We start from the raw sequence: 21,334 nt of genomic DNA on the forward strand, positions 1-21,334 counted from the left end.
CTCCTGGCGATAAAACTGCCCCGTAACCACTTCCCCTAAAGAAGCTCGGGGCTACGCGCAATCCTTTTGCAGCGCCTCGCGCAACTCGGCGGTCGTGACGCAAGCCGTACCTATCTTGCCGACCACGATACCGGCGGCGTGATTTGCAAGCGCAGCCGCCTCACCCATCGCGCAGCCGGCAGCAAGCCCGAGTGCCAGCGTCGCGGCCACCGTGTCTCCGGCTCCAGTCACATCGTAGACTTCCTTGGCCATGGTCGGGATGGTCACCAGCTCATCCTCGCCTTGCAACAAGGCCATGCCGGCCTCGCCCCTGGTGACCAGGACCGCTTCACAGCCAAGATCATCTCGAATCTGCCGGGCAGCGGCAAACAGACTCTTCTGATCATCGATCCGCATTCCGGCCATCTGCATCGCTTCGTGGTGGTTGGGAGTGATGACGGTGGCGCCAACAAAACAGTGCGCATTGGCAGGTTTCGGATCGACGATCAAGGGGAGCGGTCGTTTGTCCCGATGGCGAACTGCATGGAGCAACTGGTGCAGGCGGATCATGAGGTGCTCGCTGACCACCCCTTTGGCGTAATCCGAAACCACGACAGCATCAAAGCTGTGCACATTGGTTTCAAGATAGTGCAACAGGGCCTCCAGTGATTTTTTTGAAGGCACTCCAGTCTGTTCACGATCAAATCGGACTACTTGCTGTCCTTGGGCAACGACCCGGGTCTTCACTGTGGTGGGACGCTGCCCCACGACCAATCCATCCGTGGGCACTCCGAGCTGGCCGACCAGCTCGATGGCCTTGTGTCCCATGGAATCATCGCCGATTAATCCGCACAGCGCGCCGCTTCCGCCCAGGGAAACGATATTGCGCAACACGTTGGCTCCCCCACCCAGCAATAGGTTCTCCCGTTGCACATTGACAACCGGAACCGGGGCCTCTGGCGATATGCGCGTGGCGGTTCCCCAGAGAAAATGATCGATGATGATGTCACCGATCACCAAAACTCTGGCCTTGGCAAACCGGTCAAGCGCTCCTGACAATACGTGGATGGACATTCTGATGTCGAAAAAGGAATGATGAAGAGCGACCAGCGCCTACTTCATCACCTTGTTCAATTCTGACACAACATCAGCGGAAATGTCGACCGAATCAGCGGAAAAGAGGACGACATTCCGCGGCAGCACCACTGTGTAGCCTCCATCATCAGCCACCTTGCCGACAATCTCTTCCAGTTTCTTGAGAATAGGATTGACATGCTGCTCGCGCAGTTTTTTCAACTCCTGGTTCGCTTCGTCCTGCTTGACCGCCAAGTCACGTCTCTTTTTCTGAAATTCCGCCGCTTTCTCCTGCTTGACACTGTCACTCCACGCAGAACCCTTCTTCTCCATTTCCTTCTGCATGTTGATCAGCGCCGTCTCATCGTTTTTAAAGGAAGCCTGCAGGGACTTCATCTTCTGCTCGATGATTCCTTGTGCTCGTTTTCCTGCGGTCGAGGAAGAAAGCACCTGTTTCATGTCGATCACACCAATTTTGGTGTCTGCGGCCACGACATCGCCACACACCAGAGATATCGCCATAACGACCACGCAACCGATGTAGCCAACCGTCTTTTTCATACGCTTCACTCTTTCTTCTCCTAACTTTGTCTTGATCCCGGAAACGCGACTGCTTCACGGTCGCGAGGAATGGATGAACCAGAATATAAAAACCGGGTAAGGGCTGCTGCCCATACCCGGCTGTTCACCAATCAATACAACATGCTATTTTACAATAACGAAATCGTCGCGCCGATTCTGCGCCCAGGAGATTTCATCATGGCCGAACAGCAACAACTTTTCCTCCCCAAAACTAACCGTGGTCAGCTGGTTGGAATTGACGCCAAGGTTAATCAGGTAGGTCTTGGCACTCTGGGCACGCCGCTCACCCAACGCAATATTGTACTCCTGCGTGCCACGGGGATCGCAGTTCCCCTCGATTCTAATTTTCAGATCAGGGTTCTTTTTGATGAAGTCGGCGTTGGTCTCGATTCGCTGTACCTGCTCACCGGTGATGCTGGAGCTGTCAAATTCGAAATAGACTGGCACCATCGGGCCCGATGTCCGCCCTTCCATGATGCCGGAATCTTCCGTCTCCAGAGGCTCCGACGCACCTGCCCCCTCGGTGCCAGTCACCTGTGACGTGGTGTCCGCAGCCTTCTTGCTGCAGCCTGTCAGGCTGACGCCAAGGGCAAGGAAAGCCAACATAACGAAATTCAACATTTTTTTACTGCTCATTTCTCCCTCCCATATCAATAAAAAATAAACAAATGCACGTTTCGACAATTTACTTCGCCAACTAAGAAAAACAACTATTTTTTCCCGAAAAATAAAATTCCTTGCAAAAGCCCATGAGCCTCTCTACATTCTGTGAGATTTTGCCGATGTCCTTCTCCCTTTTTTTCTGAGAAAAAGTATTACTCACATGATCGTACACCAACCCGCCTCAACGGATACCGTAGAGAGTCTTGTCTGCTCCAATCGCTTCGGAACATTTTTCGGTGTCCCCCAACAGGTGTTTGACACCGTGTGGCGCAACCTGACCAAGCCCGATCGCAGCGCGGTCGCCTATGTTTCCATGGAAATAGGCGCCGATCCGGATGTATTTCATCCATTGAGAGATTTTCTGGAACAAAAGGGAATCATCGACAGTCCCAATCCGCAACGGCAAGCCCTGCTGCGTAAATATCTCCATGGACCGCGCAAAATCCCCAACTACAGTGGCGGTCTCGGGGTCCTTGCCGGTGACACCCTGAAAAGTTTTGCCGATCTGCACCTGCCCGTTCTGGCTATCAGCCTCCTCTACCGCGAAGGGTACTTTTCCCAGATCGTCGACTCCAAGGTTGGGCAAATCGACCATGCCACCCGGTGGACGCCCGAAGCCACGCCCACCCTGTTCCTGCTGCGCGATCCCCAAGCACCGGATCAGCCACTGACCATCGACATCCCCTTCTATAATGGCCAGCACAGGCCGTCGATGGTCAAGGCCCAAGTCTGGATGAAAATGGAAATCGCCGACCAGCTCGACTATTTTGTTCCCGAGTTCTTGCTGGATTACAGTCTCCCCGATGCCCCGCCCTGGGTGGTTGAGTCGGCCCATCAGCTGTACAATGCGAAGTCCACCATGATCAAGGCCAATCAACGCCGCATGCTCGGGTCTGCCATCCTGCCCCTACTGGAAACGCTCGGCATGGCAACGGACACCATCCATCTCAACGAACAGCATGGAGTGACGGTGACCCTGCACCTGATCCTTCGGGAACTCCAGGAAAAACTCGGCGACGCTTTTCCCGACACCATGACCGATGCCGACATTCTTGCCGCGGCAGCACAGGTCTCCCGCAAAATTGTGTATACCATTCATACCCCGGTCAAAGCCGGACACGACCGATTTTCCCGCGATCTCTATTCGGGGATCAGCCATAAGGCCTTTCAGCGGATACTCAACCTGCTTGCCCACGACGAAGACATCGCTCACGAATACAACTTCACCGCCATGGCAATGCGGATCAACCGGGCCATCAACAGCGTCAGCCGATTGCATCGCGACGTCACCAAAAAGCAATTTCCAGCCTTCGCCCAGAAAATCAAAGCCATCACCAACGGCGTTCACCATCTGACCTGGATCAGTGACAACCGTATTAACTGTTTCAACCGCATCCCTTCCCTGCGCGACTGGCGCAACGATCCCAGCTGCTTTTCCGCCATTGCCGAACAGGATCTGCCGTTGTTGGCAAAACTGTTACAAAACGCCTGGGCCAAGGACAACCAGTTACTCATCGGTTATGTGAACAACATGTTGAAACGCCACCGCGAGCAGATGATCGAAACGTGGATCGATCCTCCCAATCATCTCTCCGGTCTTCCTGAAACCGAATGGCTCAAGCCGGGGGTGTTCACCTTCGGTTTTGCTCGGCGATTTTCCACCTATAAACGGGCAGATCTTATCTTCGACGATATCGGCCGGCTGTCCGATATCCTCATCAAGAACAACTGGCCGGTCAACTTCATTTTCGCTGGCAAGGCTCACCCTGCGGATGAGCCGGGAAAATATGTGCTCAAGTTGATTCTCGACAATCAAGAAGAACTGTACAAACGGAGCAACGGTCTGGGAAAACTCGTCTTTATTCCCGGCTACGACATGCGTGTGGCCAAAATGATGGTCGCCGGCGTTCACGCCTGGCTCAACAGCCCCAAGCGACCGCTCGAGGCCAGCGGCACCAGCGGCATGAAAGCCGCCATGAATGGCGTGCCGAACATCAGTATCATGGACGGTTGGTGGGTGGAGGGCTATCATGAGGGGCAAACCGGGTGGAAATTCGGCTATGAAGGGCCGGTTGACGATGCCGATCTCAGCGAGGACCCGGAATCCCTGCTGTACACCGAGGATGCGGCCGCGTTTTACGATCTGCTGCCCACGGTACTGGAGACATTTTATACCGATCCCGAATCCTATCTCACCCGCGCACTGAACAACTTGCGACTCAATATTCCCATTTTCAATACCCATCGGATGGCGGCTGAATACGTCACCCAATACGCCCTGCAACTCGTGCCGCCATTGGCCGCGACCATTGATCGATTTCGCCAGTTGTATCAAAGCGACCGGCCCGAGCAATGAGCGACCGGCCCTCCCCCTTTTCGCAAAAAGAACGCTAACGGGCCGCCCAGGGGACTTTTTCTGTACAAAAGCAGTGCTTATCACTGTGAGGTACAGTATAAGAACACTCATCTTTCCGGGATTGGCGCCCTTTGACAGGGCATGCCTATCAAGAGGCGTTTCGAGATGTTTCCTTGCCGGTCAGCTTTTTCCCATGCAGCGGATACATCGTCTATTTTTGCCCCCAAGATGAACCAGCGGCTGATCGTCATTGTCACGATGCACGACAGGAGGGTGGCAGCCGCACTACGATATCATTGAGAGACCAACAGCGACGAAGAAAGGAGCAACCCCATGGCCCGTCATATTAACCCGAGCAATTCCACCAATAAAACCATTGACGCCATCGACCGCAAAAGAGAGCGGGAACGGCAGTTCATGCTCAAGAAATCCCGAGAAATGGCTGCCGAACTGGCTGTCGCCCTCGTCCAAAGATTGCTGGATTTGCACATCATTGAGACCAATTCCGTGCATGCCATCCAAGAAGTCATGGCCAAACAGTTGCAACAGTTGAGCGATATGGAAGAGTTCGACATGCAGTTTAAGATCGCTCCCATCCGGAACCTGACCCCCGACCCCAACGTCATCAGCCTTTTTCTCACCCAATTCATCATCGAGGATCTGATCAATCATGACAACATCCAAGATGTTTTTGGCGATGATCTTGAAATTTATCGGGCTGTTGATTCCATCCTGAATAGGATACGTCCCCGGTAACCTAGTCCATGTCGGCCTTGCATCCCTCGAGCACTCCGTCGCTGGTTTTTGCGACACCCTCGGGCGAGATCGTGGATTACAGCGGCCTGCGCATGGCTGGCAGCGCCGCTGGACATTTTTACCAACCTCGACTCCATGAACTGATCGAACTTCCGGCCGGAAGCGAACTGTTTGCCCTTCCTGGACGGCAGCCTGTGGGCATTGAGCCTGTGGGCGGCGAACCCGCCCTGCTTGAGGTGAACCCCTACCAACCGAACGAACCCGTTCAGGCCGTTGCCGCCTTCATGGCTCCCGCCCACACCGCTCTCTATACCGCTGCTTTCGCGCGCCAGGCCGACGTTCCGCTCCTGCCACTCTTTGCCTACACGGCCGTGGGCTGGGCAGAGGGAAAATTCTGGGTTGCAGGCTTCCGCAGCGATGCCGATCGTCGTCAGGATATCGATCAATTCAACCAGCGACTGCTGGAACAACGAACCCGCAAGCAGCTCAAACGACATGGCGGCAACCGCCTCGTTCAGCACCTCGGCAAATGCTGCCTGACTTACGGCTGCCCAGCGGCACGCAACTATTTTCTCGGGCGCTGGGAAGCCCCCCTTCCCTGCTCCCCGGTTTGCAATGCTGCTTGCGCGGGGTGCATTTCCCTCCAACCTTCCGGATGCTGCCCTTCTACCCAAGATCGAATCACCTTTGTCCCCACCGAACGAGAAATTGCCGAAGTGGCCATCGAGCATTTGCAAACCGCGCCCTTGCCCATCGTCAGTTTCGGGCAGGGATGCGAGGGCGAACCGCTGCTTCAGGCCCGGGTTATGGAAAAAAGCATCCGCCTCATTCGCTCGCAAACGACACGAGGCACCATCAACCTCAACACCAACGGCAGTCTCCCCGAGGCTGTCGAACGCCTGGCAAAGGCCGGTTTGGATTCAATCCGTATTTCCCTGAACAGCGCTCAGGCAAAAAAACACCAGCTTTATTATCGTCCCAAGGGGTTCACCTTTGCAGATGTTTGTCGCTCCATCTCAGTGATGAAGCGCCATGGGCGGCACGTCTCGCTCAATTATTTCATCCTCCCGGGTTGCACCGACGACCTTGTCGAATTCGAAGCCCTGAGCGCTCTTATCGCTGAATTCCGGCCCGACTACATCCAATTACGCAACCTCAACATGGACCCCGAATATTATCTCCGGGTAATTGACCATTCGGCAACCGCCCCCCCTCTCGGCATCCTCGCCTGGCTCGAACGGCTCAAAATCAAATTCCCCTTCCTGGGATTTGGCTATTACAATCCGCCCCTGCATCGCTGACCCACCATTTCCCATTGTCCTCGGCACACGGGTCGCACGCCGCAAAAAACGCACTTGCCCGCGAGCACGCCTCGGCGAATGATCGACTGGACTGTACCCCCATGGCCAGCTGGTGACCAAAAAAATAGTTGGTGGCAAAATGATGGGTGAACTCCTTGAGTCGTCCCAGGCGTCGCTCCGGCGAGAAACGCTCAACCAGTGCCGTGGCAAACCCTTGGTACAGCTGTGGCAAGCAGATGTGCGGCTCGGTGCAATCCACCGCGTAGAGGGCTCGGGCAAGCACGGCGAAAATCCAGGGCGATCGTGCCGCAGCCCGTCCGATCATCAGGCCATCGGCCCCGCTTTGTTCCAAGCAGGTGCGTGCGCTGGCGATCGAATCGATCCCGCCGTTGGCAACGACCGGAATATCGATCCACCGCTTCACGTTGGCGACCCACTCCCAGCGGGGCCGCCGGGCGAAGGATTCACCGCGTAAGCGCGCATGGACGGTGATCATGTCCACGCCTTCCCCCTCAAGCATTCGGCAAAAATCACGAAGCTTAGCCGCATCCAGCGTCTCTCCGAGCCGGATCTTGGCGGTCAAGGGCAGGGACGTGTGTTGGCGAGCGCTGGCAACAAGCCGCCGTACCCGTGCGGGATCCTCCATCAGCCGACTTCCCCCCCCGGACCTGCGGATCTGCGGAGCCGGGCAGCCAAGATTCAGATCGATGACATCCGCCCCGAGACGATGCAGGGCGGCAAAAGCCGGAGCGATATGCTTTTCGTCAGTTAACATCAGCTGATGGGAAAGGGGAGACTCCTTGGTCGTCCTGAACAGATACGGCGAGTGGTCTACGCTTTCCGCCGGCAGTCGCGCAGCTGAGAGCATTTCCGTGCTCAGCAGCCCTACCCCGCCGAAATGGAGCAGCGTTGTCCGTAGCGCCGAATGGGTGAGACCGGCCATGGGTGCCAGCAAAAGCGGCGGCCAAATTGTTTGCGAGCCGACCTTCATCGTCTTCCATCCATGATGCGCGCTGGCCGCATCAACCACTTCTTTCTTGACATAAAAACATCGAACGTGGTAGTTGAGGATAATTATTATTTAATCTTGCTGTCACTTTCAATGATAGAGCAGACCATGAACGCACCCGCACCAATGATCAGATTGACCACGCAACGTCAGGTCATTCTGGAGGAATTGTCAAAAGTAAAAACCCACCCCACCGCCAGCGAGCTGTACGATATGGTTCGCCGTCGCTTGCCCCGTATCGGGCTGGGAACCGTGTATCGCAATCTGGAATTGATGGCCGATAGCGGCATGATTCTCAAGCTCGAGGTTGGCGGCACGCAAAAACGATTTGATGCCACCACCGAGGAGCATTATCACATCCGCTGCTCTGTCTGCGGCAGGGTGGACGACATTGAGGTCCCGGTCATCCAGGAGCTGGTTGCCCAAGCCGCCAATGCCACATCCTACCGCATTCTTGGCCACCATGTCGAATTTAGCGGTATTTGCAGTTCCTGCCAACAGCAGCGCGCTGCCTCGGCCCGCTAAGGCCTTGTTCGCTTCCTCTGGGTCCCTTACATAAAGGACAAAGAGCGGGTCCCTGTCGGGAACCCGCTCTTTGATTTTCCGCCTGTTGGCCGTTCGGTTCAAGAAAAACTGACCCGGCAGAACCGCCGCTTGCCAACTTTCAGCAAAATCTCTCCCTTGGTTGGAACAACAGCGTTGATATCGCTGATTTTTTCTCCTTCAATGGTCACCGCATGTTGCTGAATCATGCGCCGCCCATCCGAGGTTGATTTGACCAACCCCGCATCCAGCAGCAGTTTCGGCACCCAAATCTCCGCTTCCGCAACGGCGAGCCGTACCTCTTCAATGTCTTCTGGCAATTCATGACGGGCGAAAACCTGCTCAAAATTGCGTTCAGCGTTTTCAGCCGCTTCCCGATCATGAAAACGGGTCACCATTTCCTTGGCCAACTGCACCTTGACCGCTTTGGGATGAAGCTCACCGCGGGCTATCTTGGTCTTGAGCGCTTGGATTTCCTCCAGGGACAGATCACTGAGCAGCTCATAGTAACGAAACATCAAATCGTCGCTGATCGACATAATCTTGCCGAAGATACTGTCCGGCGGCTCGGAGATGCCGATATAGTTGCCCAACGACTTACTCATCTTGTTGACGCCGTCCAATCCTTCAAGCAGGGGCATGGTCAGCACCACTTGGGGCTCCTGTCCACGACTGCGCTGTAGATCGCGGCCCATCAACACATTGAACAACTGATCGGTGCCACCCAATTCAACATCGGCCTTCATGGCCACCGAATCATATCCCTGGATAAGGGGGTAGAGGAATTCGTGGATCGAAATGGGCCGATTGGATTCAAACCGTTTTTTGAAATCATCCCGTTCCAGCATGCGGGCGACCGTCAACTCGGAGGCGAGGCGAATCATCTCGTACGAGCTAAGTTGTCCCAGCCAGGTGGAGTTGAACACCACCTTTGTCTTTTGCGGATCGAGGATCTTGAACACCTGCTCCTTGTAGGTTTCGGCGTTGCGTTTCACATCCTCGGGAGTCAATGGTGGCCTGGTGTCAGATTTACCGGTTGGATCACCGATCAGACCGGTGAAATCTCCGATCAAGAAATTGACTTCGTGACCCAACAATTGAAAATGACGTAATTTTTGCAACAAAACCGTGTGTCCCAAATGCAGATCCGGAGCGGTGGGGTCAAACCCGGCCTTAACAATCAACGGCTTGCCAGTCTCCAGCGAACGGGTCAGTTTCTTGACCAGATCCTCTCTGGAGTGAAAATCAACGGCGCCCCGTTCAATCAGGGCGATCTGCTCTTCTACAGATTTCATCCTCTCTCCCTATTTGGCGTATTCTACCGCTCTGGTTTCACGGATCACCGTAACCCGAATCTGTCCTGGATAGGTCAATTGTTCTTCGATCGCCTTGGCGATGTCACGGCTGAGCAAGGCGGCTTCTTCATCCTTGACCTTCTGGCTGTCGACAATGATCCGCAAATCCCGTCCTGCCTGAATGGCATAGGATTTATCCACTCCGGCAAATCCATTGGCTATATTTTCAAGATCCTCAAGTCGCTTAACATAACTTTGCAACATCTCCTTGCGCGCACCGGGCCGCGCTCCGGACAAGGCATCCGCCGACTGGACGAGCACGTCAAGAACCGACTTGGGTGGCTGATCCTCGTGATGTGCGCCAATCGCATAGACAATGTCGTCAGCCTCGCCGTATTTTTTCGCCAGATCCCGGCCAATAATCGCGTGCGATCCCTCCACCTCATGGTCCACGGCCTTGCCGATATCATGGAGCAGTCCAGCTCGTTTCGCTTTTTTGACGTCCAGACCGAGTTCTGCGGCCATGACTCCACAGAGGAAAGCCACCTCGAGAGAATGCTGCAGGATATTCTGTCCGTAGCTCGTGCGATATTTCAGCCGACCGATGAGGTTAATCAAATCAACATGCATCCCATGCGCGCCGACGTCAAAGGTGGCCTGTTCACCCGATTCCCGGATGCCGACCTCCAGATCTTCCGCCACTTTTTGCACGACCTCCTCGATGCGTGCCGGGTGGATTCGGCCATCGGAGATAAGTTGCTCCAGGGCAAGCCGTGCAACTTCCCGCCGAATGGGATTGAACCCTGACAGAATAACCGCCTCCGGAGTGTCGTCAATGATGATATCAATCCCGGTCGCGGCTTCAATTGCGCGGATATTCCGCCCTTCTCTGCCGATGATCCGGCCTTTCATCTCCTCGTTCGGCAGCGGCACCATGGAGACGGTTTTATCGGCGACATAGTCACCTGCATAGCGGGCAATAGCCAAGGCAAGGATATTCTTCCCTTTGCGGTCGGCTTCCATCTTCATTTCGTTTTCTATGCGCAGCAATCGTTTCGCGCAATCCATCCGTGCTTCGCTTTCGATGGACTGCATCAATTGAACCTTTGCTTCCTCGCGATCAATGCCGGCTATTTTTTCCAGTTTATAGCGCTGTTCGTCCACCAGACTTTCAAGCTGTTGCTTCTTGGCGGCCACGTCCTCCTCATTGGTCTCCAGTTGCTCCTCACGGTATTTCAGACTGGCCTGTTTTTCCTCCAGAATTTGAAATTCTCGCTGGATCTCGTCGAATTTGCGATTGAGTCGACGTTGATCGTCCTTGAGTTCTTGCCGACTGGCCTTTAATTCGCGGTCCGCTTCCTGCTTGATCTGAAACGCCTCTTCCTTCGCCTGCAGAATAGCCTCTTTTTTTATCTGCTCCGCTTCGCTGATTGAATTTTCAATGATTTGACGGCCTTGCAACTCGATATTTTTTTGATTCCCCTCCACAAGCCGTTTCCGCAAAAAAACACCGAGCGCCAAACCAGCCACCAAATTGGTCAGCGCCAACAGCAATGTGACAGCATTCAATTCCATAAACCGTACCCACCCTATCTATCTAAGAAAGCCGTTACCCTCCGATTTTTTCGGCTGGAGACGGCAGCACAATACCTGAGAAAGGGAAAAAGGAGGCGTGGGAAGGAAATGCGGCCCGATTGGCCGCTAGGCCCAACAGAAATGCTGTTAGAACAACAGCAACGGAGATGTTCTGGATGTCAGCTTCTATCCAGCAAGCATACCCCGGTGGTCTTCAGCCTGAAGAAAAGCAAGAAACAAATCCGAATCACTTCCAGTGTGTCATCAGATTCTTCTTGGTAAACAGCCTGGATAGCGGGTTACTTATATATAGTAACCCTGATCGCATCAGGGTTGTCTTTCTATCACTGGACCAACAATGTCCGTTATCGCCCACGCAACCATCCTCTTTCTTCGTTGAAAATGGCACAATATAAAAAAGCGGCTTAACCCGCTGGCAATAAAAGCCCCCCGCGCTGCCGTGTCAACGAAATGATTAAACCTAATTAGATTAGGTGGGCAGTGCCCCTCCTACCGTCTGGGAGTCAATAAAGATTTCCATCATGCAGGATTAAGGCTACCCTTATCATACGAGTTGGCTCAATACTTCGCTGATCACCAACAGAGCAGGGGTACTTCGTTTTAGCGCTTCCACTATACCAGAAGCCCTGTATCCACCAAACTAGAATCTGAAAATTGATTAGTCGAGAGTTGACGACAACTTGTCGATCAGTTGCGCAACTGTTCGGTCCTGCGCCTGGCGATACTCGCTATACTCTCGCTTTAATTGAACATATTTCGCAGCCATCCGCAAACAGCCCAATACTAGCATCTTACTGGACGGCACCGAACTTTTGCTTACCTTCTCATTGCTTTCAAGTTCATCCCGGAGCAGGGTAATGACCGATGCCACTTCTTCCTCGGAGGCGTCACTATAAAACGTAAACTCCTGGCCGAACAGATTGAAACGAACAAGACGATCCTGCATGAGCGTTACATGTGAGGTTAGATCGTCTTGTTGTCCGCATCATTTGAGAACAACGACCCTTGGGAACTCGCCGAGCTATCGCTCCTGTCAACCGAGGCACCCATCTGTTCATTCTCCCACTGCTCAATACGATCCAGCAGGCCTGAGACCCGATTGCTGACTTCTGTTCGTTCGGAACTCAAATTAAATACGTTATTTTTAAGCTCCGCGCATTCCGCGTCACGCTGCCGCAACGTTTCTTGAAGCATCTGATAATCGGATTTCAATTGATTGTATTTCGTCAACAGTTTATCGACAAACTCCTCCAGGCGAATCAATTCCACATTGCTTTCCATGACACATCCTCTTGATTTCAAGTTGCCGAAAAGGTTGAAAAACCATAACCTTCCGAAATTATGCAAGAACTAACTGGTGGATAACTATACAGATCCAACCTCTCGAACGCAAGAACTTTGCATGGGCGATCAACTCAACCCCACTTTCAGCCTGCCACCGCTATATCCTGCTGAATTTCCATGAAAGAGGCCGTCCATTTGCATACGGCATGTAGCCATGAAAGACTCGTGGATCATGATCAAACACCAAGGGAAGGAAATATCGATCTCCCTCCCACATTGGCAGATGGGCAAGTTCGGCGACCAGGTGCCAGTTCAGCTCGCCCTCCTCGTTGCGGCTCTTGAGCGTGCCCGTGAACGAAGTAATCAGAAAAACAAAACCCAGCCAATTTTCCCCTTCCGGGCCAAAGCCCGTCCAGTTGATCGTGCCACGTAACTGCAATTGGGTACACACCAACCCGGCCTCTTCATATATCTCCCGCTTCATGCAGGTAACCACGTCTTCGTTGGGCAACATTTTCCCTCCAAGACCATTGTATTTACCGAGGTGCTGGTCAGAGGCGCGAGCGTTTCGGTGGACAAGCAAGGTTCGCAGTCCATCGGGGGACAGGATATAGCCAAGCGTACCAATGATGGGCATGTACATATCTTATCCTTTCAACCAAACAACACACTGTTATTAAAGACAAAAGTCAAATTCATAACTTTATCGCCTGACGATGTGGAATATGATATAGTTTTTTTATTTTGTAGTATTGCTCTCCCGTACCCTCATTACCTGGCACGATGTATACTCTATCGAAATGGAAAGCAACTCCTGCGCTCACGGCCGCGACCTTTTTTCTAGGGGCCATGATATTGCTTTGTACCTTTGCCACCGGTGCGATGGCCGCGGAAAAATTTCCGCTTTACCCCTGTATCCAACCCAACGTCCATTTTTGGGAGCAGGTATACAGCCGTTATACGACCCGGCAGGGTATTCTGCACGATATTGACAATCTCTCTCAAGTATACAGCATCATCGACTTGGTCGATCCAAAAATTCCTGGGGCCACGGCAATCAACAACGCGCGTATCAGCTCGAAAAAAGAGCAACTCAAAAACATTCTGACACGGCTGGGCAACGGGCAGCCGCCACGCACCGCCGAAGAGCGGCGGATAGCCTCACTTTTTCACAAACAGCCGCGTAGCGCATTCCATAAGGCCAAGGACAATTTTCGGTTCCAGTTGGGCCAAAAGGATCGTTTTCACGAAGGGGTTATTCGCTCGGGAAAATATCTGGCTCAATTCCAGAAGATCTTTACGGCCCACCGGCTTCCTGTGGAGTTGGCCTACTTGCCGCATGTGGAATCCTCCTTCAATCCGAAAGCGTACAGTAAAGCGGGCGCCGCCGGTTTGTGGCAATTCACCCGGTCAACCGGGAAAGATTACATGAACATCAACCAGCTGGTGGATGAGCGCTACGACCCCTACCTGGCGACCCAAGCCGCTGCCCGTCTGCTCAAGGAGAATTATGCGGCCCTCCAATCATGGCCATTGGCCATTACCGCCTATAATTACGGTAAAGCAGGAATGATGCGAGCGCTCAAGGAACACGGGAGTTATGTCAACATTTTCAATTCGTATGACCAAGGGTATTTCAAGTTTGCCTCTCGGAATTTCTATGCGGAATTCGTCGCCGCCACGCGGGTTGCCAAGCGATGGGAGAAGCATCCGAACCTCGTCCCCGAGAAACCGGAAGCAACCTTCACCCTCCGCCTCAAGGAGGACACCCCTATCACCCGTTTACGCACCACCTTTGGCCTGAACCACGAACAATTCATCCGTTTGAATCCCGCTCTGCAAAAACCGGTCATTTCCGGGCAACACCCGGTTCCCAAAGGGGCTCTGGTTCGCCTGCCGGCGAAGGCTCGGGCAAAGGAATCGCGTGTCGCTTTCATTAACCCACCAAAATCACCGGCTATTAAAATGCCCTCGAAACTCGCTGCCCCACGTGGCTCATCAGGCGTGCGTTACAGTATGAACTAGGCGGATTTTTTTCTCCAGCGCCTGGCGACCACGGTCGTGGTTCCAGGACAACAGCGGTAACAACCGATTATTTTTTCACCAACTGTTCATCCGCTTTGACCACCGGCTGAGCAGATCTTTCCATTCCAACAGCAACCTTCAAGCAACAGCTCACGGGACAACCAACCATGGATATTTCAAAAACCATCGAGACCATGAAAAAACGGCACGACTTCAACGATAAAGTCGGCATGATCCTCATTCACAACGGCACCGTGCGCAACTGGTCCCGAAACGGACATCAAGACGTAATCGCTCTGGAGACGACCGTACATCATGAAAAGTTAGAACAATTACGCAAAGAATACCTTGAACGGCCGGGTATTTATGACATAATAATCGAAGCCCGCTCCGGCCGGTTTCTCCCAGGAGACGATTTATTGTTTATCATCGTTGCCGGCGATATCCGAGAGCATATCAAACCGGTCTTGGCCGAGTTGCTTGACCGGATCAAGGCGGAAGCGGTCACCAAGAAAGAAATTACGCCTTAACCACTCCTGTTGCCTCAGCACAAGCGGTTTGCGCCAAGGAGCCCCTTCATGCCCCCAGCCGCATCACTGATAGAAAATTTCAAAAAAATAAGAACATTACCGCATATCGTCACCCGTCTGGTTCAACTGGTCAATGATGAGGAATCGACACTGCAAGACTTTGAGGCGGTCATTCGCCTGGATCCCGCCCTGGTGGCCCGTCTGCTAACCCTGGTGAACAGTTCCTACTTCGGGTTGGCCAGGAAGGTTGATTCCATTTCCCGGGCCGTCGCGTTGCTCGGGATGAAAAACCTCCATAATATCGCGGTCACTGACGCTATTCAGGGCATGCTTCGCAGCAGTTCCGGCACTGTCGAATTCTCGCCGCAACGCCTATGGCTCCATAGCGCCGCGTCGGGTATCTGCTGCAAGATGATTGCCGAACGCATTTTTACCATCAACGGCGATGACGCCTATCTCTGTGGTGTCTTGCACGATATTGGATTAATCGTTGAAATGGAGGTGGAACAAGAAATCTTTTTGCAGTTAATTGAGCAATTAACCGCGGGCGGACCCGCGATTATCGAACTGGAACAGCAACTGCTCGGCACCGATCACTGTCAAATCGGCTACCTCCTTGCCCAGGAATGGCGCATCCCTGGCCCAATCGCCGAAGCAATCCGTGACCACCATCACGACAACGGTCATATCATTCCCCATTCGCCGACAGGTATCCTCCAAATGAGCGAATACATCATCCAACAGTTGAACTTCCCTGCCGTTAAGGAGGGGCTCCCCGCCAGTCTCGCCCCGGCCCTGGCGACACATATTCAGAGCAATGTGGAAGAATACAGGGTTCTTGCGGAAGATCTCCCGGAAGAATTGGAAAAAACCGAAAAAATGTATGGTGGCTAAGGAGTTCGTCCGTGGCGCTGACCTCTCTGTTTGCCGATCTCGTCGATCCCCTTGGTGAATTGGCCGCCTTGCTCGCGCACCTGGAACAGGAGACGGATGCCCTCTCGTTCTTCTGCCTCAATCAATCTGGACACCATGTCGCTTCTGAACATTTTCCTCTTTCTGCCCAGCAGGCGATAGCGCATATCGACGAAAACGAAAAAAAATCATCGGAGCTCATCTTCACCGTCCAAGGGCACATCTTCTCCCTCTTGGTGGTCCCGGACCTGCAAAGCTATGTGTTGGCAACCCCGCATGGCCCGGCCGCACGGGATGCCGAATTGTGGATATCCACCATCATTCGCCTTGCGGTTCGACTGTTTCTTTCCCATCGGGAAACTGTGGAAACGATCAACAGGCTCCGTATTCAAAAGAAACAATTTGATCGGAAGTCCGCTGTGCTGGAAAAGAAATTCCAGGATATCATGGTGGAGAACGAACAAAATTACTTAAAAATACAGGAGCAGCAACGCAACTATTCCGAAACACTGCAGGCGGAAATCAGACAGCAAACAGCTGAGTTACGTGCGGCAAAAAAGGAAGCTGAAGCCGCCAATATCGCCAAAAGCGAATTTCTGGCAGCGATGAGCCATGAGATTCGCACACCGATGAACGGCATTATTGGCTTTACCGACATGCTGCTCGATACCGGTCTGGACGAAGAGCAACAAGAATTTGCGCAGACCATCAAACGAAGCGCCAGTGCCCTCCTGTCCCTCATCAATGACATTCTCGATTTTTCCAAGGTTGAAGCGGGCAAGCTCGACCTCGAATGCATTCCTTTTGATCCCGAAATCACGGCGCAGGATGTGTGTGACCTGGTCAGGCCCAAGGTCGCCTCCCGGCCGATAGAGGTGCTCTGCCGAATTGACGACACCTTGCCGGCCAACGTCATGGGTGATCCTGGACGATACCGTCAGGTTTTAGTCAATCTGATGGGTAATTCGGCCAAATTCACCAAGAAAGGCGAATTGGAGCTGGCGATAGCGGTTGATGACGAAACGGAAGAGACAATTACCCTGCACGCCCGTATTCGCGATACAGGAATCGGTATTCCCGAAGAGAAACTCGAATCCATATTCGAGGCGTTTCGCCAGGCGGATGGTTCCACGACCCGTGAATACGGGGGGACGGGCCTCGGCCTGTCCATCTGCCGCAAAATCGCCGCCCTGATGCACGGTCACGTCTGGGCGGAAAGTGAACTCGATGTCGGTAGCACCTTCCATTTCACCGCCACATTGAACAAGGCTCCCCAACAGCGAATCAAACGATTCAACCGCGTCAGCTTGGCCAACAAGCGGGTCTTGGTCGTTGACGACAATCTGACCAACCTCAGCATCCTCCGGCATATTCTCATGGCGGCCGAACTGCATGTTGTCGCCATCCATGACAGTAGCAACGTTCGATCGGTGTTGCAGCAGGCCATCGAGAATCACGCTTTGTTTGATCTGATCATCCTGGATATTCAGATGCCTGCGCCGGATGGATACGCGCTTGCCCATATCATCCGACACGAGCTTGCGGAAACGGCTACAATCCCTTTGCTGGCTTACACCTCTTCGACAGAAAGAAACGCGCAACGGTGCAAGGAAGCGGGATTTGACGCCTTCCTCACGAAACCGACCCGACGGGAAATTCTCTTTAAAACCATCGAAAAACTTCTGGACCCCGAAGAGGTGATCGAAACTGCTCCCACCAAAGAAACCTTTATCACCCAATACAGCGTCCGCGAAGAGATAAAGCAATCGATACGAATCCTGCTTGCCGAAGACAATCCGGTTAATCAGAAACTTGCCGTCCTCATTCTGAACAAGGCCGGTTATCAGGTTGAGGTCGCCAGCAATGGTCGCAAAGCCGTCGATCTATTTACCCGACGCCCGGAAAATTTCGACCTGATCCTGATGGACATTCAGATGCCGGAGATGGATGGCCTGGCCGCCACCAAAGAGTTGCGAAGCAGGGGGTTCAACACGGTTCCCATCGTCGCCATGACCGCCAATGCCATGAAGGGGGATAGGGAAATCTGCCTGAAGGCAGGCATGAACGACTACATTACCAAGCCAGTGAAACGAGAAATTATTTTTGAGATTATCGAGAAATGGCTGCATCGGGAATTGGGAAGATAGCAGGGGCGAACACAATGGAGGATGCGTCTGGTTTATCATCCGCAAACGCCGCGCCGACAGCTCACATGGGCCGGCGTGGCCGTTTTCATCTGTGGGCCTTTTCGCCCGCCTCATCCAGCCGACGCGTTGATTGCTTTTTTCGCTTGTGCGCGCGCTTGCTGCTCATCATGCATCAGGAATTTATACGCACCCACCTGGCGCTTCGAGCCGCGGCCCTCACCTATTCCATCCTTCTTTCCCTTGTCCCCATTCTGGCCTTGAGCACGTCCATTCTCAAGGGATTGGGCAACGATGAACAGCTCAAAACAACCATTGTTCGATTTATTGATCAGTGGGAACCGCCAATCCGTTCAGAAGGCGGTGGCGATATAACAGCCACCTCGCCACCCAGCGCTGATGTGACCATCACCAGCGGTGCTTCCAACGACCGGGTCCCCTCGCCGATCTCGACCAACCTGCACCGTGCCGTTGATCTTATTTTTCAGTATGTTGACCGAACAAACTTTGCCGCGTTGGGGATTATCGGCATCATTGGCTTGATCGGGGTCATTTTTCTCGTTCTGTCTTCGATCGAGGAGGCCATGAATGCCATCTGGCATACGCACAAAGGGCGGTCCCTATCCCGAAAGCTCATGGATTATCTGGGCCTGCTCCTCCTCCTCCCCCTCTCGCTCAATGTAGCCTTAGCCGCCGAGGCCATTCTTGCCAACGAACGTATCATGCGACAGTTGAGCATGATCATCCCCTCGGCCTGGATGGCGGCCTTGTTTTTCAAGCTGGTTCCTTTCATGTTCATCGTCCTCACCCTGATGATCATGTACCTCTTTTTTCCCCACACCAAGGTCCATTCGGGGGCGGCACTCACGGGTGCGCTGTTCGCCTCCTTCTTTTGGTTCGTTTTTCAAAAGATGTATATCACCCTGCAAATAGGAGTCGCCAATTACAACGCGATCTACGGCTCCTTTGCCTCCATTCCGCTCTTCCTGATCTGGCTGCAAATTGGCTGGACATTTATCCTGCTTGGCGCTTCCCTTGCCTATGCGATCCAACACCAACATCACTATCGCTTTTCGATTAGTCCCGCCTCGCCGCAAAAACAGCTGCAATTGGCCTTTGACATTCTGCACCTTGTCTACAAAAATTTCGACAATCGCCACCCCACCTCCATCGCCGCATTGGAAAACAATCTTCCCGGAAACACCGGCCCGGACATTCAGAAGGTGATTTCACTTCTCGTGCAAGGTGGTTTGCTTCGCGTAACCGAGCATCAAACGGAAGAGTCATTGCTGCCTGTGACTCCGGCGGACAGAATGTCTGCCAGCGAGGTGGTTCGGCTGGTCCTTGGCGGTGAAAGCGGGCCCTCTCACGGCGGGCAATTGGCTGCAGAGGCGATCACTGCTGCAAGCGATGCCCTCAATGGCAGTTTTTCACAATTCAGCTCCCGTCGTCGCGATCATGAAAACAGCATCACCACAGACCATTCATAGAATCCTCGGCAGCAACAATATCCTGCTCATTGTCGCCGATGGCTACAATGCGCCGAACAACACACAGCCTGGCAATTTCATTGCCAGCCTGGCACTCAGCATGGCAGAAAAACTTGCCTGCTATGCGGTGGTGAATGCCAAATACAAAAGAGAAATCATGGATCTCTCCCATGTGACAACTGTTCAAGAACGCCCCAAGGTGCGAGATTCGTTTCTTTTGCCCATAAAAAAATTTAAGGAGGAAATAGTCGGCAACGGCTTACTGCCGCTGGTCCTGATTCTGCAAGCCATGCCACCCAAAGAGCACTGCGAGGACATGATTCTCTTCGGCTACGGCCAAGGACAACGTGCTTCGTCTGCAGCACCCCACCGCCCGACGATTTCCCCTTCCCTGCTTGCAAAAATTCGCATGGCTGTTGAAGATCAGCACTTGCGGACTGCAATCGCACCAACCAATTCCGCTTACTGCGGCAGGGAACAACAGCACCTCAATCAACTCTTTCGCCAAAAACAGTATCAGGATTTCTACGATCCGGAAGTCCGCTCGCTCTTGCTGACATTCCGACACGATTTGATCAGCCAGCGGCAAACAGCGGAATCCATCGCCTTGATGCTGGCTCCTGCGCTTGAACAATTCTGCCAATCCATGTCCCTGGTGCGAAATATCGACATCAACAATATCGACACAACAAACGATGAGGATCTCCAGTACATATTTCGTTTGCAGGGCGATAGCCGCTATTCCGATGTATTGCGGGAATCATACATCGAGGAACTGGCCAGCTCAATTGATCGCAACGGGCTTCTTCACCCTTTGGTTTTATTGAAAAAAAACGACGGTCGATATAAAATCCTCTGCGGTTTCAGAAGATTTCAAGCCTTGAAGAGGCTGCATCAGCCCCTTGTTGAAGCAAAGGTTTATCAGGAGAGTGATTTCTCTCCCGAAGATTTTTTCAACATCTCGCTTGCGGAGAACACCCGACGTCGGAATCTCAACCCCATTGAAATAGGGAATTTCCTCGAATCGGCCAGCAACACGTTGGGGCTCAGCAACGTGGAACTTGCTGAGCAATTCGGCGACACACTCGGGATCGGCAAACCGGGCCAAAAGGTTTCCCATTCAACCATTCATAAATATCGCAAAGTCAATCAAATCCGCTTGCGTGGCGAGTCACCGGAAATCATTTCCGATGTGGTCAATGAAAAGCTACAGTTTTCCATTGCCGCCGAATTACTCGCGCCAATCAAAAACAGTGAAGATCGCGATGCGCTGTACGCGCATATCGTCAAGCCGTTTATGCCGACTCGGCCGCAGTTAACCAAATTGCTCAACCTGCTCGAGCAGGATTCCCTTCGTTTACACGAGACCATCGCCACGCCCCAGGTTCAACGGTCTATTGCCAAGGCATTGGCATCTCCCCAGCCCGTGACCACGCTCATCAGATTGCTCGGCAAAAAATCAGACGCAACCACGGGGGAGCACAAGGCACTGCTCGACGCAAAAGTACGCGGTATTCGCCGCAGGTGTTTTGGCGAGAATGCCAGTAAACGCGATTTTAATATCACTCCGGCCGCTCGTGCAGGGGGCGACGAGCTGATTGTTCAATTTCGCTTGAAAAAAGGGGAAACTCAGCGAACCCTTGAACTCCTGGCAAACGCACTCACCCAAGACGACTTGTTTGCCGAGGAACCATCAGCCTGATCAAGAACACATACCCAGGACATCCATGCCCTTGTTGGGCAAGCGCTTCTCCGTTTTTCGCATGCGAAAATAGCTCTCTTTGATCGTTATCAC

At 53.1% G+C, this 21,334-nt stretch carries 19 protein-coding genes and 1 other RNA gene; 9 read left to right on the top strand and 11 right to left on the bottom strand.

From position 1 onward, the window contains the following. Window positions 1-51: 51 nt before the first annotated feature. The 3 genes from rfaE1 to pal form a co-directional block, all read right to left on the bottom strand. Window positions 52-1,053, bottom strand: a complete 1,002-nt coding sequence (rfaE1, locus tag DESPR_RS14020) for a D-glycero-beta-D-manno-heptose-7-phosphate kinase (RefSeq protein ID WP_015725451.1) — start codon at window positions 1,051-1,053, stop codon at window positions 52-54. A 39-nt stretch (window positions 1,054-1,092) separates the two neighbouring features. Continuing rightward, complete coding sequence (locus tag DESPR_RS14025) at window positions 1,093-1,614, bottom strand: OmpH/Skp family outer membrane protein (RefSeq protein ID WP_043770145.1); 522 nt, start codon at window positions 1,612-1,614, stop codon at window positions 1,093-1,095. Between the two features lie 144 nt (window positions 1,615-1,758). Further along, the gene (gene pal / locus DESPR_RS14030; RefSeq protein WP_015725453.1) at window positions 1,759-2,271 is read right to left on the bottom strand and encodes a peptidoglycan-associated lipoprotein Pal; all 513 of its coding nucleotides are present in this window, start codon (window positions 2,269-2,271) and stop codon (window positions 1,759-1,761) included. A gap of 187 nt (window positions 2,272-2,458) precedes the next feature. On the opposite strand from pal, the gene glgP reads away from it, so the two are divergent. Then, window positions 2,459-4,654 (top strand): alpha-glucan family phosphorylase, encoded by a 2,196-nt coding sequence (gene glgP, locus DESPR_RS14035; protein ID WP_015725454.1) that lies wholly within the window; start codon window positions 2,459-2,461, stop codon window positions 4,652-4,654. Window positions 4,655-4,939: 285 nt separating this feature from the next. Here glgP and DESPR_RS18600 read toward each other — a convergent pair whose 3' ends face one another. Next, on the bottom strand, window positions 4,940-5,326 hold the full coding sequence (locus tag DESPR_RS18600) for a hypothetical protein (protein ID WP_169701634.1): 387 nt from the start codon (window positions 5,324-5,326) through the stop codon (window positions 4,940-4,942). A 92-nt stretch (window positions 5,327-5,418) separates the two neighbouring features. Between DESPR_RS18600 and DESPR_RS14045 the strand changes: the two genes are divergently transcribed. After that, window positions 5,419-6,711, top strand: coding sequence for a radical SAM family protein (locus DESPR_RS14045; protein WP_015725456.1), 1,293 nt, complete (start codon window positions 5,419-5,421; stop codon window positions 6,709-6,711). Here DESPR_RS14045 and DESPR_RS14050 read toward each other — a convergent pair. Continuing rightward, window positions 6,659-7,702, bottom strand: coding sequence for a tRNA dihydrouridine synthase (locus tag DESPR_RS14050; protein ID WP_015725457.1), 1,044 nt, complete (start codon window positions 7,700-7,702; stop codon window positions 6,659-6,661). The two genes, DESPR_RS14045 and DESPR_RS14050, sit on opposite strands and share 53 nt — an antisense overlap. A 126-nt stretch (window positions 7,703-7,828) precedes the next feature. On the opposite strand from DESPR_RS14050, the gene DESPR_RS14055 reads away from it, so the two are divergent. Beyond that, a complete protein-coding gene (locus DESPR_RS14055) occupies window positions 7,829-8,245 on the top strand; it encodes a Fur family transcriptional regulator (RefSeq protein ID WP_015725458.1) in 417 nt (138 codons plus the stop codon). A gap of 98 nt (window positions 8,246-8,343) precedes the next feature. On the opposite strand, the gene tyrS is transcribed toward DESPR_RS14055, so the two are convergent. The 6 genes from tyrS to DESPR_RS14080 all read right to left on the bottom strand — a co-directional run bounded on the left by tyrS (window position 8,344) and on the right by DESPR_RS14080 (window position 13,081). Continuing rightward, window positions 8,344-9,558 (bottom strand): tyrosine--tRNA ligase, encoded by a 1,215-nt coding sequence (gene tyrS / locus DESPR_RS14060; RefSeq protein WP_015725459.1) that lies wholly within the window; start codon window positions 9,556-9,558, stop codon window positions 8,344-8,346. A 9-nt stretch (window positions 9,559-9,567) separates the two neighbouring features. Continuing rightward, window positions 9,568-11,133 (bottom strand): ribonuclease Y, encoded by a 1,566-nt coding sequence (gene rny / locus DESPR_RS14065; protein WP_015725460.1) that lies wholly within the window; start codon window positions 11,131-11,133, stop codon window positions 9,568-9,570. A gap of 443 nt (window positions 11,134-11,576) precedes the next feature. Next, window positions 11,577-11,748, bottom strand: a non-coding RNA gene (gene ssrS / locus DESPR_RS18055) — 6S RNA. Between the two features lie 64 nt (window positions 11,749-11,812). Next, complete coding sequence (locus DESPR_RS14070; RefSeq protein ID WP_015725461.1) at window positions 11,813-12,100, bottom strand: cell division protein ZapA; 288 nt, start codon at window positions 12,098-12,100, stop codon at window positions 11,813-11,815. Between the two features lie 17 nt (window positions 12,101-12,117). Continuing rightward, window positions 12,118-12,435 (bottom strand): cell division protein ZapB, encoded by a 318-nt coding sequence (gene zapB / locus DESPR_RS14075; RefSeq protein WP_015725462.1) that lies wholly within the window; start codon window positions 12,433-12,435, stop codon window positions 12,118-12,120. Window positions 12,436-12,595: 160 nt separating this feature from the next. Further along, window positions 12,596-13,081 carry an NUDIX hydrolase gene (locus DESPR_RS14080; RefSeq protein ID WP_015725463.1) on the bottom strand — a complete coding sequence of 162 codons (486 nt, stop codon included), beginning with the start codon at window positions 13,079-13,081 and terminating at the stop codon, window positions 12,596-12,598. A gap of 140 nt (window positions 13,082-13,221) precedes the next feature. On the opposite strand from DESPR_RS14080, the gene DESPR_RS14085 reads away from it, so the two are divergent. The 6 genes from DESPR_RS14085 (at window position 13,222) to DESPR_RS17490 (ending at window position 21,241) form a co-directional block, all read left to right on the top strand. Continuing rightward, window positions 13,222-14,463, top strand: coding sequence for a lytic transglycosylase domain-containing protein (locus DESPR_RS14085; protein ID WP_015725464.1), 1,242 nt, complete (start codon window positions 13,222-13,224; stop codon window positions 14,461-14,463). Window positions 14,464-14,630: 167 nt separating this feature from the next. Continuing rightward, window positions 14,631-14,993 carry a molybdenum cofactor biosynthesis protein MoaE gene (locus DESPR_RS14090; RefSeq protein WP_015725465.1) on the top strand — a complete coding sequence of 121 codons (363 nt, stop codon included), beginning with the start codon at window positions 14,631-14,633 and terminating at the stop codon, window positions 14,991-14,993. A 48-nt stretch (window positions 14,994-15,041) separates the two neighbouring features. Next, window positions 15,042-15,887, top strand: coding sequence for an HDOD domain-containing protein (locus tag DESPR_RS14095; protein WP_015725466.1), 846 nt, complete (start codon window positions 15,042-15,044; stop codon window positions 15,885-15,887). Window positions 15,888-15,898: 11 nt separating this feature from the next. Beyond that, window positions 15,899-18,052 (top strand): response regulator, encoded by a 2,154-nt coding sequence (locus DESPR_RS14100; protein WP_015725467.1) that lies wholly within the window; start codon window positions 15,899-15,901, stop codon window positions 18,050-18,052. Between the two features lie 14 nt (window positions 18,053-18,066). After that, window positions 18,067-19,539 carry a YihY/virulence factor BrkB family protein gene (locus DESPR_RS14105; RefSeq protein WP_169701635.1) on the top strand — a complete coding sequence of 491 codons (1,473 nt, stop codon included), beginning with the start codon at window positions 18,067-18,069 and terminating at the stop codon, window positions 19,537-19,539. Then, window positions 19,469-21,241 (top strand): ParB/RepB/Spo0J family partition protein, encoded by a 1,773-nt coding sequence (locus DESPR_RS17490; RefSeq protein ID WP_169701636.1) that lies wholly within the window; start codon window positions 19,469-19,471, stop codon window positions 21,239-21,241. The genes DESPR_RS14105 and DESPR_RS17490 overlap by 71 nt, the downstream gene beginning before the upstream one ends. Window positions 21,242-21,334: the final 93 nt, after the last annotated feature.

The sequence above is a fragment of the Desulfobulbus propionicus DSM 2032 genome (assembly GCF_000186885.1).
Lineage (GTDB): Bacteria > Desulfobacterota > Desulfobulbia > Desulfobulbales > Desulfobulbaceae > Desulfobulbus > Desulfobulbus propionicus.

Bases quoted from the DNA above. Each gene is read 5' to 3' on its own strand.
- DESPR_RS14025 (WP_043770145.1), bottom strand. From the start codon at position 1,614: ATGAAAAAGACGGTTGGCTACATCGGTTGCGTGGTCGTTATGGCGATA.
- DESPR_RS14050 (WP_015725457.1), bottom strand. From the start codon at position 7,702: ATGAAGGTCGGCTCGCAAACAATTTGGCCGCCGCTTTTGCTGGCACCC.
- DESPR_RS14080 (WP_015725463.1), bottom strand. From the start codon at position 13,081: ATGTACATGCCCATCATTGGTACGCTTGGCTATATCCTGTCCCCCGAT.
- DESPR_RS14070 (WP_015725461.1), bottom strand. From the start codon at position 12,100: ATGCAGGATCGTCTTGTTCGTTTCAATCTGTTCGGCCAGGAGTTTACG.
- zapB (WP_015725462.1), bottom strand. From the start codon at position 12,435: ATGGAAAGCAATGTGGAATTGATTCGCCTGGAGGAGTTTGTCGATAAA.
- DESPR_RS18600 (WP_169701634.1), bottom strand. From the start codon at position 5,326: ATGATTGATCAGATCCTCGATGATGAATTGGGTGAGAAAAAGGCTGAT.
- DESPR_RS14045 (WP_015725456.1), top strand. From the start codon at position 5,419: ATGTCGGCCTTGCATCCCTCGAGCACTCCGTCGCTGGTTTTTGCGACA.
- DESPR_RS14105 (WP_169701635.1), top strand. From the start codon at position 18,067: ATGGAGGATGCGTCTGGTTTATCATCCGCAAACGCCGCGCCGACAGCT.
- DESPR_RS14055 (WP_015725458.1), top strand. From the start codon at position 7,829: ATGAACGCACCCGCACCAATGATCAGATTGACCACGCAACGTCAGGTC.
- DESPR_RS17490 (WP_169701636.1), top strand. From the start codon at position 19,469: ATGGCAGTTTTTCACAATTCAGCTCCCGTCGTCGCGATCATGAAAACA.
- pal (WP_015725453.1), bottom strand. From the start codon at position 2,271: ATGAGCAGTAAAAAAATGTTGAATTTCGTTATGTTGGCTTTCCTTGCC.
- rfaE1 (WP_015725451.1), bottom strand. From the start codon at position 1,053: ATGTCCATCCACGTATTGTCAGGAGCGCTTGACCGGTTTGCCAAGGCC.
- glgP (WP_015725454.1), top strand. From the start codon at position 2,459: ATGATCGTACACCAACCCGCCTCAACGGATACCGTAGAGAGTCTTGTC.
- rny (WP_015725460.1), bottom strand. From the start codon at position 11,133: ATGGAATTGAATGCTGTCACATTGCTGTTGGCGCTGACCAATTTGGTG.
- DESPR_RS14095 (WP_015725466.1), top strand. From the start codon at position 15,042: ATGCCCCCAGCCGCATCACTGATAGAAAATTTCAAAAAAATAAGAACA.
- DESPR_RS14085 (WP_015725464.1), top strand. From the start codon at position 13,222: ATGTATACTCTATCGAAATGGAAAGCAACTCCTGCGCTCACGGCCGCG.
- tyrS (WP_015725459.1), bottom strand. From the start codon at position 9,558: ATGAAATCTGTAGAAGAGCAGATCGCCCTGATTGAACGGGGCGCCGTT.
- DESPR_RS14090 (WP_015725465.1), top strand. From the start codon at position 14,631: ATGGATATTTCAAAAACCATCGAGACCATGAAAAAACGGCACGACTTC.